At 66.2% G+C, this 15,356-nt stretch carries 15 protein-coding genes and 1 pseudogene; 6 read left to right on the top strand and 10 right to left on the bottom strand.

Annotation, left to right across the window (positions count from 1 at the left end; translation table 11 throughout):
- The first annotated feature begins 9 nt into the window (after positions 1–9).
- Together E4K09_RS27140 and E4K09_RS27135 are read left to right on the top strand one after the other, a co-directional pair.
- Positions 10–318 (top strand): protease-associated domain-containing protein, encoded by a 309-nt coding sequence (locus E4K09_RS27140; RefSeq protein ID WP_134500724.1) that lies wholly within the window; start codon positions 10–12, stop codon positions 316–318.
- Between the two features lie 564 nt (positions 319–882).
- The gene (locus tag E4K09_RS27135) at positions 883–1,554 is read left to right on the top strand and encodes a hypothetical protein (RefSeq protein WP_134500723.1); all 672 of its coding nucleotides are present in this window, start codon (positions 883–885) and stop codon (positions 1,552–1,554) included.
- A gap of 316 nt (positions 1,555–1,870) precedes the next feature.
- Here the strand turns inward: E4K09_RS27135 and E4K09_RS30575 are convergent.
- The 10 genes and pseudogenes from E4K09_RS30575 to hemP all read right to left on the bottom strand — a co-directional run.
- A pseudogene (locus E4K09_RS30575) lies at positions 1,871–1,984 on the bottom strand (IS5/IS1182 family transposase); the annotation flags it as partial.
- 260 nt (positions 1,985–2,244) lie between these two features.
- On the bottom strand, positions 2,245–2,535 hold the full coding sequence (locus E4K09_RS27130; RefSeq protein ID WP_134500722.1) for a hypothetical protein: 291 nt from the start codon (positions 2,533–2,535) through the stop codon (positions 2,245–2,247).
- Between the two features lie 106 nt (positions 2,536–2,641).
- Positions 2,642–3,556 carry a cyanophycinase gene (locus tag E4K09_RS27125; protein ID WP_244610720.1) on the bottom strand — a complete coding sequence of 305 codons (915 nt, stop codon included), beginning with the start codon at positions 3,554–3,556 and terminating at the stop codon, positions 2,642–2,644.
- A gap of 49 nt (positions 3,557–3,605) precedes the next feature.
- Positions 3,606–6,473, bottom strand: a complete 2,868-nt coding sequence (gene cphA / locus E4K09_RS27120; RefSeq protein ID WP_244610719.1) for a cyanophycin synthetase — start codon at positions 6,471–6,473, stop codon at positions 3,606–3,608.
- Between the two features lie 226 nt (positions 6,474–6,699).
- A complete protein-coding gene (locus E4K09_RS27115; protein WP_134500721.1) occupies positions 6,700–7,494 on the bottom strand; it encodes an aldo/keto reductase in 795 nt (264 codons plus the stop codon).
- Positions 7,494–8,126: an LbetaH domain-containing protein gene (locus E4K09_RS27110; RefSeq protein WP_134500720.1), complete on the bottom strand. Its 633-nt coding sequence runs from the start codon at positions 8,124–8,126 to the stop codon at positions 7,494–7,496. Before E4K09_RS27110 ends, E4K09_RS27115 begins: the two co-directional genes overlap by 1 nt.
- A 99-nt stretch (positions 8,127–8,225) precedes the next feature.
- Complete coding sequence (locus E4K09_RS27105) at positions 8,226–9,017, bottom strand: heme ABC transporter ATP-binding protein (protein WP_134500719.1); 792 nt, start codon at positions 9,015–9,017, stop codon at positions 8,226–8,228.
- The gene (locus E4K09_RS27100; RefSeq protein ID WP_134500952.1) at positions 9,014–10,045 is read right to left on the bottom strand and encodes a FecCD family ABC transporter permease; all 1,032 of its coding nucleotides are present in this window, start codon (positions 10,043–10,045) and stop codon (positions 9,014–9,016) included. The genes E4K09_RS27105 and E4K09_RS27100 overlap by 4 nt, the downstream gene beginning before the upstream one ends.
- Positions 10,046–10,077: 32 nt before the next feature.
- Positions 10,078–10,947: a heme/hemin ABC transporter substrate-binding protein gene (locus E4K09_RS27095; RefSeq protein WP_134500718.1), complete on the bottom strand. Its 870-nt coding sequence runs from the start codon at positions 10,945–10,947 to the stop codon at positions 10,078–10,080.
- Between the two features lie 10 nt (positions 10,948–10,957).
- The gene (gene hemP, locus E4K09_RS27090; protein ID WP_244610718.1) at positions 10,958–11,125 is read right to left on the bottom strand and encodes a hemin uptake protein HemP; all 168 of its coding nucleotides are present in this window, start codon (positions 11,123–11,125) and stop codon (positions 10,958–10,960) included.
- Between the two features lie 243 nt (positions 11,126–11,368).
- Here hemP and E4K09_RS27085 point away from each other — a divergent pair, with 243 nt between their 5' ends.
- The 4 genes from E4K09_RS27085 (at position 11,369) to E4K09_RS27070 (ending at position 15,271) form a co-directional block, all read left to right on the top strand.
- Positions 11,369–13,522, top strand: a complete 2,154-nt coding sequence (locus E4K09_RS27085) for a TonB-dependent hemoglobin/transferrin/lactoferrin family receptor (RefSeq protein WP_134500716.1) — start codon at positions 11,369–11,371, stop codon at positions 13,520–13,522.
- Between the two features lie 39 nt (positions 13,523–13,561).
- Positions 13,562–13,897 carry a heme-degrading protein HmuQ gene (gene hmuQ / locus E4K09_RS27080; RefSeq protein WP_134500715.1) on the top strand — a complete coding sequence of 112 codons (336 nt, stop codon included), beginning with the start codon at positions 13,562–13,564 and terminating at the stop codon, positions 13,895–13,897.
- A complete protein-coding gene (gene hutX, locus E4K09_RS27075) occupies positions 13,897–14,427 on the top strand; it encodes a heme utilization cystosolic carrier protein HutX (protein WP_134500714.1) in 531 nt (176 codons plus the stop codon). The genes hmuQ and hutX overlap by 1 nt, the downstream gene beginning before the upstream one ends.
- Before the next feature lie 103 nt (positions 14,428–14,530).
- Positions 14,531–15,271: a HugZ family pyridoxamine 5'-phosphate oxidase gene (locus E4K09_RS27070; protein WP_425293889.1), complete on the top strand. Its 741-nt coding sequence runs from the start codon at positions 14,531–14,533 to the stop codon at positions 15,269–15,271.
- The last annotated feature ends 85 nt before the right edge of the window (positions 15,272–15,356 follow it).

The raw sequence follows: 15,356 nt of genomic DNA, 5'->3' as shown, positions 1-15,356 counted from the left end.
AGACAGACCATGGCGTTCTGGACGATCATCGGAACAGGAATCGAAGGCGACACCACGGGCAGGACCTTTGGCGTGACGCTAAACACCGCCGACGACACGTGGACGGCGGGCGGCGGCAGCGTGGATATGTTCTTCAAGTCCAAGAGCGGCACCTATAAGCACGTCGTGATCCCGGAGATCGGCGCCCAACTCGCCCATGGGTCAACGGAGATTGCGTTGTTTCGCAACCTCATCGCCACCTCTCCCGTCGGCGCGACTGGCACCGGCCGCGCCTCAGAAAAAGGGGTCAACTTCAAGTGGAAATTGGACAGCAAGTAAATCTGCAGCGGCTGCTTAGACGTGTGTCGAGGATCGGGCGACGGCGATCGAACGCCGCTCCTCGCGCCGAATGGGGCGAGGCGATGCAGCCTCCTAGCCGAACGCGCGGTGCCGCAGGCGGCGATGCGGGTGAGCTGGGGAGAAAGGGCCGTGTCTCGCCGTTTCACAACAATCCTCGACGAGGTCAGCGAGGGCAAGCCCTCTGTGCTCCTCGCTCCCGACGCGGCAGAGCCCATCCGGTGACCCGCGCCGCCATGGGTCGCGAGCGGATACGGCGGCGACGCGTGAGCGCGGGTGCGGGCCCATGGCAATCGCGTTCGCCTTTCCCACGAGTGCCCCGCGCAGACAAAGCCATCGCGGAGGTACGGTGGGGCGCGCAAGTGACACCCTGGCTCAAGTCTCGAGCGCAGCGATGTGCGTCTCTGCGCCAGCGGTGTACTGCTATTGCCAGTGTTTATCGGCTTCATGACAGCTGCTGGAACGCAGCATCAGTTTTATCATGTGCTCAAGTGTCCTGCTATCGTACACGAACGAGCCACGGCCAATGAACGGAGGGATCATCCCATGCGCTCCTACTTCGCCAGTCTCGTATTATTGTTCATACTGTCAACCGGAGCGGTGACAACGACACGCGCCGAAACAGTAGCGGAGAACAACAAAGCAGCGAATCCACCACTATTTTCCGAGTCGACGACGACATGCACCGCACAGTTTAAGTTAAAGCCCGCCGGGATCAAAGACCATCATGGCTTCGTTGTTGTCACTGGACCGAATAATGCTCAACTCGAGATCCGCGGTGGGCCGTCGAAAGGTGGCAGCGGTGACTCTTCAGTGCCAGGATCGACCTCTTCGGGCTCGGGTCTACAACCCTCCGGCAATCCCTTCAACTGCGCGAGCTCCCACGAGTGGGGCGTCGTCGTGCCCTACGTCGGCAAGCACGGACGGTTGGGCACTACAGGCTCGGGTACTGTCATTTATTCACCGGACGGAAAGCCTGAGGACGTAAAGTTCAGTGTCAACATCGGGCCGGGCGCTCAGAAGAATGTTTGTGCTCTGGCAAACTGCATGATGTCGATGGTCAAGACGCTGGGCGCGAGTTGCAAGATTTACACCGCTGGAACTGGAAAGCTCAGGAACTCCAACACTTTGATCTCGCTCGCGCTGTCGTCATGCGGAGTACCGGATCCACTACCTGCGACCATGAGCGCGACCGGTTGGGGGAACGGCTGGGATTAGGTGTGTGGTCCCGGGGGCGGGGCAACGGGTCCTCATGGGACCCAGCGCTCACAGCTCCACGTCGAGGGATGTCACTTCGGCGCTGAGCGGAACGCCGCCGGACGCTCCGCCGGCATGAGCCTCAGCGCCCCGTCTCGTTCCGCAGCCGCCACGGTCACGACGGTCACGGAAACGCGCGCTGCACCGCGTTCGGTTGCGATCGTTCCCGGGACGGCGTTCCGAAGAGGCGCAGCCTTCCTGTTATGAGCGCGGCGGTGTCGCGCAAATATTGATCGTCAATCCAAGAGAGGGGCAGCCCGTCCTCTAGGTAGGTGACTCATTTGGCCCACTCAGATGTGATAGCGGCGAGGGCGAGGCCAGCGAGGTCGTTGCACGCGAGGCGGTCATAGCGCGTTGCGACCCGTCGCCAGTTCTCCAACCGCCCGAACATTCAGGAGAGACTTTAGCTGCCACAAAGTGGTCGACGGTGCCACACGGCAGTGCTACACACGGCTTTGACGACGCGATGCTAAGTGGCTGATCTTGTTAGATTCTTACAGCGGGATGCCCAATCCTCTCCTGGGCACCAACCCTTTCTCAGGGGTTTGATCCGCGATAATCCCGTGAAGAACAGCTTTGAAGATACAGGCCCGAACGTGCTTCTCCGAAGCTGACGTTCTGTCCGATAGGGGCGGACCGGCCCTTCAGTCCTTATCGCCCGATTTCGACATCGGTCGAACGGCAGATTCCCCCGATCAGGCATTGCGTCACGTCGGCGGTTCTGACCCAGGCGGGCTGGGCCGTGGCTGGGCGGATGCAGAAGCTTGAGTCGCGAACGTAGCGGTCGTAGGTCGTGGGTCCCGTGTGCAGCACGACGGCGCCTTGAGACGCGACGATCTGGCGGGCCTGATCACAGGTCATGCTCAGGGTCGTGGCGGCCGGCTGGGCCAGGGCGCCCGTCGAAAGGACGGAGACGGCAAGGAAGGCGAGGAGGGTCCTCATGCTGCCTCTTCCCGGTGGCTGGTCCGACAGGTTCAAGAAAACAAGCCCGTTTGCGTGCTGTTCCATGAGGCAGAAAGCCTGAAAACGTCGGGCGGCCGCCGCGACTTCAGATCACGGTCCTCTCGATGGCGTGGCTCTTGCCGACGTCGGGCACCTCGGCCGGGCGCCGCTTGGCGACGTCGAACGTATCGCCTGCGCTCAGTACGTGCAGGCGCACGTCATACATGGAGAGCGAGCGTTCGGGCTCGGCCTCGGCGATGTTGGAATGGGTCACGCCCGCGCCGTCGACCACGTAGACGCAGCCGCTGCCGATGACCTCGAACCGCTCGTCCTCGAAGACGAGCGCCGTATCCTCGTCGATGCCAATTCCAAGCTCGCGCGGGTTGTGCGCGACCGCGCCGAACAGACGGCCGAAGCGGCCCCGCTCGGCGAAGTGCTGGTCGATGATCATGTTGCGCACCAATCCCAGGCCCGGCGCCATGTGCACGTCACCGATCCTGTAGGATTCGCCGCTCGTCCCTTTCACGAGCATCGTCTCGCTCATGACCGAGGCGCCTGCCGAAGTGCCCGCGAGGAGACCGCCCCGCTCATGGATTTCGCGCACGCGCTGCTCGACGGGCGTGTCGCCGATCTGGCTCGAAATCCGCAGCTGGTCGCCGCCCGAGAAGAACACGCCGGCGGCGCCATCGAGCAGGTCGAGCTTGCTCGGGTCGAGGGTCTCCGCGCGATCCTTCACGTAAAGCTCAGCCAGATCCGTGACGCCGAGATCCACGAAGGCCCGCTCATAGGCCTCGAAATAGCCCTCCGGCTCATGCGAGGCGACGGTCGCGATGACGAGCCTGCCCCCGCCGAGGCGCCGGGCCACCTCGCGCAGGATGACGCGCTCGCCCTCCTTGTCCTCGCCGCCGCCGATGATGATGAGCGGACCCTTCGATCCTGTCCTGGTGCGTTCCACCATGGTCTCGACACTCTCCTCGTACTGATGGGCTTGGCTGATTGGGATCGATGATGCACGCGCCACGGCGCGCCCAGCGTGGCGAGCGCGCCGTGGCGGGCGGGACGGGTGAGGATCAGGCGCTCTTCCGCCACGGCTGGTTCTCGTCCCGCCTTTCCACTTCAACGTCGAAGCGGGCGGCAGGTTGAGGCTGGAAGGTGAGCACCTGCTGCCACATGGCCTCCACGTCGGTCGGCGTGAGCACCACCAGATCGCCCGGATGCGCCATGCCGAGGCAGATTTCGGCAGCCTCGTCCTCTTCGAGGATGCGCTTGATCCGCTCCTCGGGGAAACCTGCCGCCAAGGCCCCTTCGGTCAAAAGCGCGACGATCTCGCCGGGCTTGCGGCCGCGCCGGGCCGGGTCCTCGCGGAAGATGATCTCGTCGAAATAGCGCGTCGCCAGCGCCCCCATCTCGCGCATGTCGTCGTCGCGGCGATCGCCCGGGATGTTGATCATGCCGATCACGCGCCGGTGACGCGGGCGCATCTTCAGGATCAGGTCGCCGAGCGCCCGCAGGCCCGCCGGGTTGTGCGCGTAGTCGAGGATCACCCGGAAGCCGTGCCCGTCGAACACGTTGAGGCGGCCGGGGCTGTGCTCGAACGAGTTGGTGTAGGTGGACAGGGCCAAGCGAATGACATTGACCGGAATGCCCTGCGCATAGGCCATCGCCACGGCGCCCATGGCGTTCTGCACGTTGAACTCGGCCAGTCCATCGAGCGTCGCCGGGATCTCGGCCGCCCGCATCACATGGATGCTGTCGCCGTCGTCGTGGATCACGATCTCGCCGCCCGGAGAGCGTCCCGGCTCGCGCACAACGGCGAAACCGCCATCCTCGATATGCTCGCGCAGGAAGTCCGGCATATCGGCTCCGCCCCGCAGCGAGAAGTAGCCGATCCGCCCGCCTGCCCGGCGGTGCATGCCGACGGTCAGCGGATCGTCGGCATTGAGGATGCTGGTGCCGTTCCGGTGCACGGCCTCGACGACCACCGATTTCACCCAGGCGAGATCCTCGACGGAGTCGATGCCCTTGAGCCCCAGGTGATCGGGCTGGATGTTGGTGACGAGACCGACATCGCATTCGGGAAAGCCGAGACCCTCGCGCAGGATGCCGCCGCGGGCGGTCTCCAGAACCGCCACGTCCACGGTGGGGTCGCGCAGCACCACCCGCGCGCTCCACGGGCCGGAGGCGTCGGCCTCCTTCACGCGATCGTTGTTCACGTAGATGCCGGTCGTCGAGGTCAGGCCCACATTCAGCCCATGGGTGCGCAGGATATGACCGATCATGCGGCAGGTGGTGGACTTGCCATTGGTGCCGGTGACCGCGAGAATCGGGACTCGGACGGGCGTGCCGCGCGGGAAGAGCATGTCGATCACGGGCCGGGCCACGTTGCGCGGGCGTCCCTCCGAGGGCTGCAGATGCATGCGGAAGCCGGGCGCGGCATTGACCTCGATAATTCCGCCGCCGGTCTCGTGCACGGAGCGCGCGATGTCGGGCGCGATGAAATCGATGCCCGCCACATCGAGGCCGACGGCTGCCGCGGCCCGGCGCGCGATCAGCGCGTTGTCGGGATGGATGTCGTCCGTGCGGTCGACCGCCGTGCCGCCCGTCGAGAGGTTGGCCGTGTCGCAGAGATAGACCACCTGGCCCGCCGCCGGGATGCTGTCCGGCTGAAGGCCGGCCTTCGCCAGAACACCGAGCGCGTGATCGCCGATCGTGATGCGGGTCATGACGTTCTCGTGGCCCTCGCCGCGCCGGGGATCCTGGTTCACCTCCTCCACGAGCTCCGCGATGCTGCGGGCACCGTCGCCCACCACGTGGGCGGGCACGCGCTCGGCCACCGCCACCACGTCCCCGTTCACCACGAGAATGCGGTGATCGCGCCCCTTGAAGCAGCTCTCGACGATCACCCGGCGGGAGTGGCGTGCGGCCTCCTTGAAAGCCTGTCTCACCTCCTCGGGCGTGGCGAGATCGATGCTCACGCCGCGCCCGTGATTGCCGTCGAGGGGCTTCACCACCACGGGATAGCCGATCCACTCCGCCGCGCGCACCGCGTCGTCGGCGCTGCGCACCACCTCGCCCTTCGGCACCGGAATTCCCGAATCGGCCAGAAGAGCCTTCGTCAGATCCTTGTCGCTCGCCGCATCGGTCGCGATGGAGGATGTGAGGCCCGTGATGCTGGCGCGGATCCGCTTCTGGTAGCGCCCGGTGCCGAGCTGCACGAGACTCTGGTCGTCGAGGCGCATCACCGGAATGCCGCGGCGCTCCGCTTCCTGCACGAGGGAGAGCGTAGTCGGCCCGAGGGCCTTGCGGCGATGGACGGATCGAAGGGCCTTGAGGGCGGCCTGAAGATCGAAGGCGGCCTGGAGCGCCGGCTCCTCCTCGTCCTTGTAGACGCGATCAAGACCCGAAACGCCCTGAAGCTCTGCGGGAAGGAACCCATCGAGCAGCTGCAGCGCGAGACGCCCCGCCAGCAGGCCCGTCTCCTCCTGCTCGTAGGCGTACATGACGTTGTAGACGCCCGGCTCGCCGCGGACCGAGCGGGTCTTGCCCCGCGTCACGCGGATTCCTGTGAGCGACTGGAGTTCGATGGCCACATGCTCGGCCACGTGCCCAAGCCAAGTGCCCTCCTCGAGCCGCCGGACGAACCCGCCGGGCTCGTGGAAGCAGCAGCCGTGCTGGCGCAGCCCTGGCAGCAGGGACAAAAGCCGTTCCGTGAAACCGGGGAGGCGGTCGGAGGGCCAGTCTTCCAGCGCGCCGAGATCGAGCTTGATCCGGATCATGGGCGTGAGGCTGAAGAGGTGGGGGCCGCGATAGACACCTCTCTCGACGACGCGCATGGGCCTGACCGTTCGGCCGGCAGATTGCGTATCGTGGGAACTCTGCTCTCCCTGCGGATTCACGGTCCTGGCCGACACGGATTGCGGTTGAAACTCTTCGCCCACGCTTGGACTCCTTGAGACATAGACGCGGCAATGGCAGCGCTCGCCCGCGGCGCGCCTTTGCCGGGATAGGGATTCTGGGTGATTAAGAGCGTTCAAAGAAGAACCACTGGCCTGCTAAATCTTTGAGCAGACCTGCTTGTTCCCAGGGCAAGAGGAGAAAATTTGACGTTATTTCGTCTGCCGTTAACCTAGGTTATTGCCTCACCCGGAGCTCGTTATTGTCCGGTCACCCGCCCGACCGGGAACGAACCGCAGCCTGGAAAGCCGCCAGGGCTTCGTCCAGATGGACGGATGATCTCGTGCCCGTCAGGACGATGCCATCGAACGGCTGCTCCAGGATGAAGGCCAGGGCCTCCCGCAGGGCATGGACCGTCTCGCCTGTCCCGTCCGGAACCATCCGGCCCATGCCGAAGGGACGGTTGACCAGGACCTTGAGCCCCGCATTCCGCGCCATCGCGAAGGCGGGCGCCATGCCGGTGGACAGCCGGTTATAGGGAAGCTGGATGACGGTATACGCACCCGATGCGCAGGCGAGGCGTGCGGCGCCGAGGTCGCCGACGCTCGCTCCGAAGGCCTCGATGCCGTTCGATTCCGCATAGGCGATCGCCCGCTCCACGTCCTTCGAGGCGAGCGCCGCGACGCTTGCCTTGTGGATCTGAAGGAGGTCAATGCGCCCGAGCCGCTCCAGGCTCCGGTCCAGGCTCCGGCAAAGGGCATCGTAGGAATGGTCCGTGAAGCCGCTCTGGTCCTCGGCGTTCCAGTGCTCGCCCATCTTGGTGCTGACGGTGAGGCGCGACGCGCTCGCGCCCAGGTTTTTCAGGAAGCGTCCGAAAATCCGCTCGCTGGTGCCGTAGGCGGGCGCGGTGTCGAAGAACGTGACGCCCTTCAGGACCGCATGGTCGAGCAGCGCGAGCGCATCCTCCTCCGCGGGCGGCAGGCCCTGCCGATACCCCCAGGCGCGACCGATGGAGAGAAGGCCAAGGCCCAGGCTGACAGAGCCGTCGGCTGCGGCTTCATTCATCAGGATGCGGCCTTGGGATGGAAGAATGATTGCGGCTTCACGTCCTCCATCCGGAAAATGCCCCGGGTGGAGATCACCTGACCGGTCTCGAGCCGGAGGTTCCGGGCGGTGCCCTGGCCCTTGAAGAGAGCGCCGCGGGCGTCCGGATCGGGATCGCGGAAGGATCCTCCGGCCGCGAGATGGCAGTTCTCCACGGTGATGGCGCCGAGGAGCTGGCTGCCCGATCCCAAGGTGGTCTCGCCGAAAACCGACGCGCCGCCCTGATAGCGCCCGTGATCCCCGATGACGATCCGCGCGCCCGCGCGGTCCGCCTTCGCGGTGAATCCGCCGCATGCCCCGAGCAGGTTGCCGCTGCCGATCGTCACCGTGCCCGTTTCGGCGGCAAGCCACGTGCCGGGATGGAGCGTGTTGCCGTCTCCGATGCTCAGCGCGCCGGATGCGGAGCAATGAAGGGTCACGCCGGGATAAAACACGTTCCCGGCGCCGATGCGTGCATATCGGGCGACAAGCGTGGAGAAGGGGTCGAGAATGACATTGCCCCGTTCCGCGAGGGCGAGCACCGCCGCGATCTCGAGAAGGCCGAGGCTGCGACGCGCTTCGTCGATTCGGGCGATCACGCTTTCGTCAGGCATCGTCGCGTCCTCGTGAAACCTGCGATGCGTCCAGTTAAGGTGCGCAGGCCCGGCCCTGCAAGCGATTCCACCCGCCCGATTCTGAGGGGCTCTCGGCCATTAATTCGAGGATGCCAGCGTCCAGGGGCTCGGCGGAAGGCTTGGCGGAATCAGGCTCACGCCGAACACGTCCAACAACCTGCCGGGGCTCAGCACCGTGCCGGCATTACCCCGCGCCACGAGGCGCCCGGCCTGCACCAGAACCAGGCTGTCGGCGATATCGGCCGCGAGCTGGAGATCGTGCAGCACGGCGATGATGGTCAGTCCTTCTCGCGCAAGGCATTTCGCCTTGTTCAGCAGCGCGAGCTGGTGCCTGAGATCGAGGCTTGCGATCGGCTCGTCCAGGAACAGCACCTGCCGTGTTTCGACGGTGCGGCCCGCTTCGAGCTGGGCCAGAACCCGCGCGAAGTGAACGCGCTGCCGCTCGCCGCCCGAGAGCGTCTGATAGTTGCGGCGGGCGAGATGCGCCACGTCCGCCTGGTCGAGCGCGCTCGCGGCGATCCGCTGGCGGTCGCCGCGGCTCAATCCCCGTCCGATGCCCTCGACGCCCAGATGGGCGACCTCGAAGGCCGAAAACGGGAAACCGAGTTCCGATGCCTGCGGCATGACGGCCCTGGTATGGGCGAGGCGCCAGGCCGGAATCCTGTGCAGCGGAGCGCCGTTGAGCAGGACCTCGCCCGTCGCAGGCGCAAGCTCCCCGCACAACACGCGCAGGAGTGTCGATTTGCCCGCGCCGTTGGGGCCGACGATGATCGTGACCGTGCCCCTTTCGACCGACAGATCGATGCCTTCGATCAGCATGCGTCCGCCCGCCCGGTAGGCGATGTTCCACGCTTCCAGGATCGCGCTCACAGGGCGATGCCCCCCTGGCGTCGCAGCAGCAGCCACAGGAAGAACGGCGCGCCGAAGGCGGCCGTGAGGATGCCGATGGGAAGTTCCGCGGGCGCCGCGACGGTGCGCGCCACCGTATCGGCGCTCACGAGCAGCGCCGCGCCGAGCAGGGCCGAACCCGGCAGCAGCATGCGGTGATCCGGGCCCGCCGTGAGGCGCAGGACGTGCGGCACGACGATGCCGACGAACCCGATCATGCCCGCGCAGGCCACCGACGCGCCGACGGCCACGGCGACGAGCATGATCGCCACGGCCTTCACCCGCTGCACCGGCACCCCGAGATGGAAGGCCTCCGCCTCTCCGAGCGCGAGCGCGTTGAGGCCGCGCGCGAGAAAGGGCGTGAGGAGAAGGACGGGCAGGATCAGCGGCGTTGCGGCCGCGACCTTGGTCCAGGTGGCGCCGCTGAGCGAGCCGAGGGACCAGAAGGACAGGTCGCGCAATTGGCGGTCGTCGCTGAGATAGGCGAGAAAGCCAATGATCGCCCCCGACATCGCCCCGAAGGCGACGCCCGCGAGCAGCATCACGGCGATCGAGGTACGGCCCTGGCGCGTGGCGACGAGGTAGAGCCCCCAGGTGGTGATCAGCCCGCCGATGAAGGCCCCGATGGGAAGCGCGCTGAACGGCAGCGGACCGATCCACGGCGCGAGCAGCGCATCGCCCGCCACGATGGTGATGGCCGCGGCGAGCGCAGCGCCTGCGGAAACGCCGACGAGGCCCGGGTCGGCGAGCGGGTTGCGGAAGAGGCCCTGCATGAGCGCGCCGGAGCAGGCGAGCGCCGCGCCGACCAGCAGGCCGAGCAGCAGGCGCGGCAAGCGCACCTGCAGGACGATCAGCGCGTCGCCGGCGGGCGCGGAGGATTGCCCGGCCAGGATGGTGAGGACGCGCGACGGGGGGACGCCGGTCGCGCCGGAGCCCAGGGCGAGCCCGCTGGCAAGGATAACCAGAAGCGTGAGCACCGCCATCATCAGGGGCTTGCGATCCCGTGCCATGGCGAGGTGCTGCGTGCCGATCGCGCGGTCCGTCACGGCTGTTTCGCCTTGCCGGCCTGGTCGGGATGCAGGGCCGCCATGAGATCGCGCGCGGCGGCCGGCGTGCGCGGCCCGAAGCCGAGAAGATAGAGCGAATCCATCACCACCAGCCTGCGCGTTTCGGCGGCGGGCGTCGCGGCGAAGGCCGGCAGGGTGAAGGGATCCTTCGCGGCGCCGTCAGGGCCGTGCTCCATCATCACGATGGCGTCGGGAGCGGCCGCGATCAGGCCTTCGTCCGACAGGGGCTTCCAGCCGCTCAGCGACGCCGCCGCGTTGCTGGCGCCTGCCAGCGCCAGCATGGCGTCCGCCGTCGTGCCCTGTCCTCCCACGAGGGGGCGACCGTTCTGAAGCGAGAGCACGAAGAGCGCGCGGCTGGGGCGCGTGATACGCGCTTTCGCCTCCGCCAGCTGCGCGAAGCCCTGCTCGATCTCCCGGATCAGGGCCGCGCCCCGCTCGGGGATGTCGAGGATCTGCGCGATCACCCGGACGCGCTCGACGATTCCGGCGGGGCTCGGCTCGCCGGGAACGCGCACGACGGTGACGCCCGCCTGTTCGATCAGACGAAGCGCATCGGGCGGGCCCGCCCCTTCGGCCGCGAGGAGGAGCGAAGGGTTGAGGGACAGCACGCCCTCGGCTCCGAGGGCGCGGATGTAACCCACATCCGCCTTCGTCCTGAGCGCCTCCGCCGGATAGAGGCTGGTCGAATCCACGCCCACGATCTCGGCATCCTGGCCGAGGCGATAGAGGATCTCGGTGACCGCGCCGCCGATGCTGACGATCCGGCGGGCGGAGGCGGCCCGGGCGGGGCGCCCGACGAGCATCAGGGCGGAGCCGGCAACGAGAGCGCGGCGGGAGAGGGTCATGGGATGATCCTTACTTGGTCAGAATGAGTTTGCCGTTCGCCGTGACCCGCAGGCGGTAGCGCTCGCCCCGGTGCAGCAGCACCACCTCGCGGCCCGTCCCAATCAGGCTCGCCACGTCGATCTCCCGCGGGGAAGGCTTGTCGCCTTTGGAAGCCGGGGACGGAGGCGGGTGTTGCACGATTCTCTCCAGTTTTTACGTGTTCTAAACTACGGATCGCTTGGTAGAGGCATGTATTCGCAGTTTAGAATAATGTAAAACTGCCGTTTCACGAGTCTCTATTGACGCGGTTACTTGATTTGGCTATCGGATGTAAAGCCTCTTCCGGCATCGGAGCGGGCCGTAGCCAGCCAGCGTGAATCCGTTTCTGCGCGAGCCAGCCAGTCATCAAGGAAAACATGATTAAAGACTGGGATCGTCAGGATGATTACCTTCCTGCGCGAGGGGCTTCGCGCGTCTGCATCACCGTTTGCTCTTCTGGTTCTCGCGCCTCTGGCCGGCGTTCCGCTCTCGGCGGCGGCGCTGGCCCAAAGTGCGCCTGCGGCGCCGCCCGCCGCGAACGGGGAGCCCGTGCTGGAGCTCGACACCATCACGGTGACGTCCGGCAAGACCGAGGACAGGGTGATCGATGACCTAGCCGGGTCGAGCGTGGTGACGCGCCGCCAGATCGACCTGCTGCAATCCTCGCGCGTGTCCGACGTTCTTCAGGGCGTGCCCGGCGTCGCCGTGCAGGAGACGGGCACCGATCCCGGTCAGGCGGTCAACATCCGGGGTCTGCAGGATTTCGGCCGCGTCAACGTGCTCGTCGACGGCGCCCGGCAGGATTACCAGGTGAGCGGCCACGGCGCGAACGGCACCTTCTACCTCGATCCCGAGCTGATCGGGCAGGTGGACGTGGTGCGCGGGCCGGTGTCCACCGTCTATGGCTCGGGCGCCATCGGCGGCGTGGTGTCCTTCCGGACGCGGACCATCGACGACATCCTGGCTCCCGACGAGCGCTATGGAATCGTGCAGAGGCTGGGCCTGGGAACGAACGGGGCGGGGGCCGTCACCAACACCATGGCCGGCGCCCGCATCGGCACGGCCGCGGACGTGTTCGGCCAGTTCGTCTATCGCAACACGGATACCTATCGCGACGGCAACGGCGACAGGGTCGAGGATTCCGATTCCGAGCTGACCTCGGGCCTGTTCAAGTTCAACGTCTTCCCGGCGGACGGCCATGCCCTGAGCGGTTCGGTTCTGCTGCAGAACTACACCTTCGCCAACAACGGCGACACGGGTGTCGGAACCCGCTTCAGCAACGACGTCACGGCCAACACCTATACCCTCGGCTACCGCTTCAGCCGGCCGGACAATCCCTGGATCGATCTGAGCGTGAAGGGCTATTACACCACCACCGAGGACAACAAGCGGGTCGTGGCGCCGAGCGGAACCTACGGGGCGATCGGCGTGAGGCCGGGCGACATTCTCGACTACAGCATGGACACGCTGGGCTTCGACATCAGCAACACGTCGCGGTTCGACGCTTTCGGGATGGGGCATGCTCTGACGGTCGGTATCGACGGAGCGCGCGACCGGGGCGAAACCGTCGATCGGGCGGGCGGCTACGGCGCGGCCTTCACGCCGTCAGGAGAACGCAGCCTCTTCGGCGGCTTCGTTCAGGACGAGGTGCGGATCACGCCCTGGCTGCGCACGATCGGGGCGTTGCGCTTCGACACCTACGAACTGGATGGCGGCGGCGTCAGCGCGGACGGTTCGCGCGTGTCTCCGAAGATCACGGTGGGCGTGGAGCCGATCACGGGCATCGAGTTCTACGGCACCTATGCGGAAGGGTATCGTGCGCCGTCGATCACGGAAACCCTCATCCAGGGCACCCATCCGTTCCCGATCTTCAACATCCTGCCCAATCCCAACCTCCGGCCCGAGGTCGCGCGCAATCTCGAGGGCGGCGTGAACCTCCAGCACGACGACGTCTTCACGGAGGGCGACAGCTTCCGGGCCAAGATCTCCGTGTTCCAGAACCGGATCGACGACTACATCGACATCGTCGCGGTGGGGCCGGTCTACAACGTGCCGGTCGTGCCGGGCATGCCGGTCGAGGCCTGCGCCTTCGCTCCGTATCTCTGCCTCATCGGGATTCAGGACCAGCAGTATCAGAACATCGCGAGAGCCCGGCTGCACGGAGCGGAACTCGAAGCGGCCTACGACTGGGGCGGCGGATTCGTGACCGTGGCGGGCACTGTCATCGAGGGCAAGAACGACATCACGGGCGATCCCCTGAACTCCGTCATTCCGAACCGCATCAGCACCACGCTCGGCTTCAGGCTGCTCGACAGCAAGCTCACTCTCGGCACCCGCCTGACTCTCGTCGACAGCAGCAAGGAGGATGTCACGAATCCTACCGCAGGTTACGGTCTCGTCGATCTCTTCGCATCCTATCGCTATGACGAGAACATCAGCGGCGACATCACCATCCAGAACCTGTTCGACCGGCAATACACGCAATATCTGAACAGCGAGCCGAGCCCCGGCCTCACGGCCAAGTTCGGTCTCACGGTGAAGTTCGCAAGCCGCTGACAGCCGCTCAACTCCCCCGATCCAAGGAGATCGTTTTCGATGTTCATCGCCATGAACCGCTTCAAGGTTCTCAAAGACGTCACCGAAGAATTCGAAGAGCGCTGGCTCACGCGCGAGAGCCATCTCAACGAACTCGAAGGCTTCCTGGAATTCCACATGCTGCGCGGACCGGAGCGTGAGGATCACGTGCTCTATTCCTCGCACACCCTGTGGGCCAGCAAGGCGCATTTCGAGGCTTGGACGCGCTCGGAGCAGTTCCGCGCCTCGCATACCCGCGCCAGCACCGGCGGCAACAAGCCGCTGACCCTCGGCCATCCCGAATTCGAGGGTTTCGAGGTTTTCCAGACCATCCGCCGCACGCCGAAGGCGGCCTGATGAACGCGATCACGACGATGCAGGACATCGAGGCCTTGATCCGCGAGGATCTCGCGGCAAGACCCGACGGGGTTCTGGAAGCGATCGCGGAGGCGCGCGACGTGCCGCTCCAACGGGTGCTTGATTGTCTGGAACCCCCGGCGGCGGCGCGGGTTTCGGGCGAGCTCTACGAGACGATCTGGCATGATCTCACCACCTGGGGGGACATCACCTTCGTGGTGCACACCCGCGACGGCGTGTTCGAGTGCAAGGGCAGGGTGCCGCCGGGCACGTCGGGACGCGGCTATTTCAACATCCACGGCAGCAGTCCCATCGGCGGGCATCTGCGTATGGATCGCTGCCGCGCGATCTATTTCGTCGACCGCCCGTTCTTCGGCAAGCGCTCCTGCTCGGTGCAGTTCGTGAACCAGGACGGCGGCGTGATGTTCAAGATCTTCGTCGGGCGCAACGAGGACCGCAGCCTCAAGGCCGACCAGCTCGCCCGCTTCGAGGCCTTGCGCGCCGGTTGTCTCGGACGGGGGGAGAGCTAGAGCGCTTTCCCCTTGCGGGGAATCGGCTCATTTCTTCGATTGCCGCATTTTTGATCGGCGAAGCGGAGCCAATTCGCCGAAAAAATGCTCTAGGATCGCGGCCATGATGGAAAAAGACCCAACTCTTCCGGTGGACGACGAGGCGCGGCAGCTCGCCAAGAGGCTGATCCGCACCGCGCGTTCCGGCGCGCTCGCCACCAACGGCGCCGACGCGGGCATGCCCTTCGCCAGCCTGGTGGCGGTGGGCACCGATCTCGACGGCTCGCCCGTGATCCTCACATCGCAGCTCTCGGTGCATACCCGCCTGCTCGCGGCGGACCCGCGCTGCTCGCTCCTGCTCTCCGCCATCGGCAAGGGCGACCCGCTGGCTCATCCGCGCCTCACCCTGCTCGCCGAGGCCGAGAAGCTCGAGCCCGGTTCGGACAAGGCGCAGCAGGTTCGCCGCCGCTATCTCCTGCAGCATCCCAAGGCGGCGCTCTACGTGGACTTTCCCGATTTCGCCTTCTGGCGGCTGAACGTCGCCTCGGGCAGCCTCAACGGCGGCTTCGGCCGCGCCTACCGCATGGCCCGGGAGGATCTGCTGACCGACATGTCCGCCTTTCCGGGCTTTGCGGAGCTGGAGGCGAGCGCCGTCGCGCACATGAACGAGGATCATGCGGAGGCGGTCGCGCATTATGCGACGAAGCTCTGCGGCGGCCGCGAGGGCGCGTGGCGGCTGATCGGGATCGATCCGGAGGGCCTGCAGCTGGCACTGGGCGACGACCTCCTGCGACTGACCTTCCCGCATCCCTTACAAGGACCGGAGGAACTGCGCCCCACGCTCGTGACGCTCGCGCGATCGTGACGGCGGCCCGACCGCATGCTTTGCGGTGGATAGGCGCGGTTTGCTTCCGGTGCCGGATGGAGCGCCCCGACCATGGGCCGAGGCG

It is taken from the genome of Microvirga pakistanensis, assembly GCF_004458765.1.
In the GTDB taxonomy this organism is placed as follows: Bacteria; Pseudomonadota; Alphaproteobacteria; order Rhizobiales; family Beijerinckiaceae; genus Microvirga; species Microvirga pakistanensis.
Note: the sequence above shows the minus strand (reverse complement) of the source record. Positions and strands in the feature narration are given on the sequence as shown.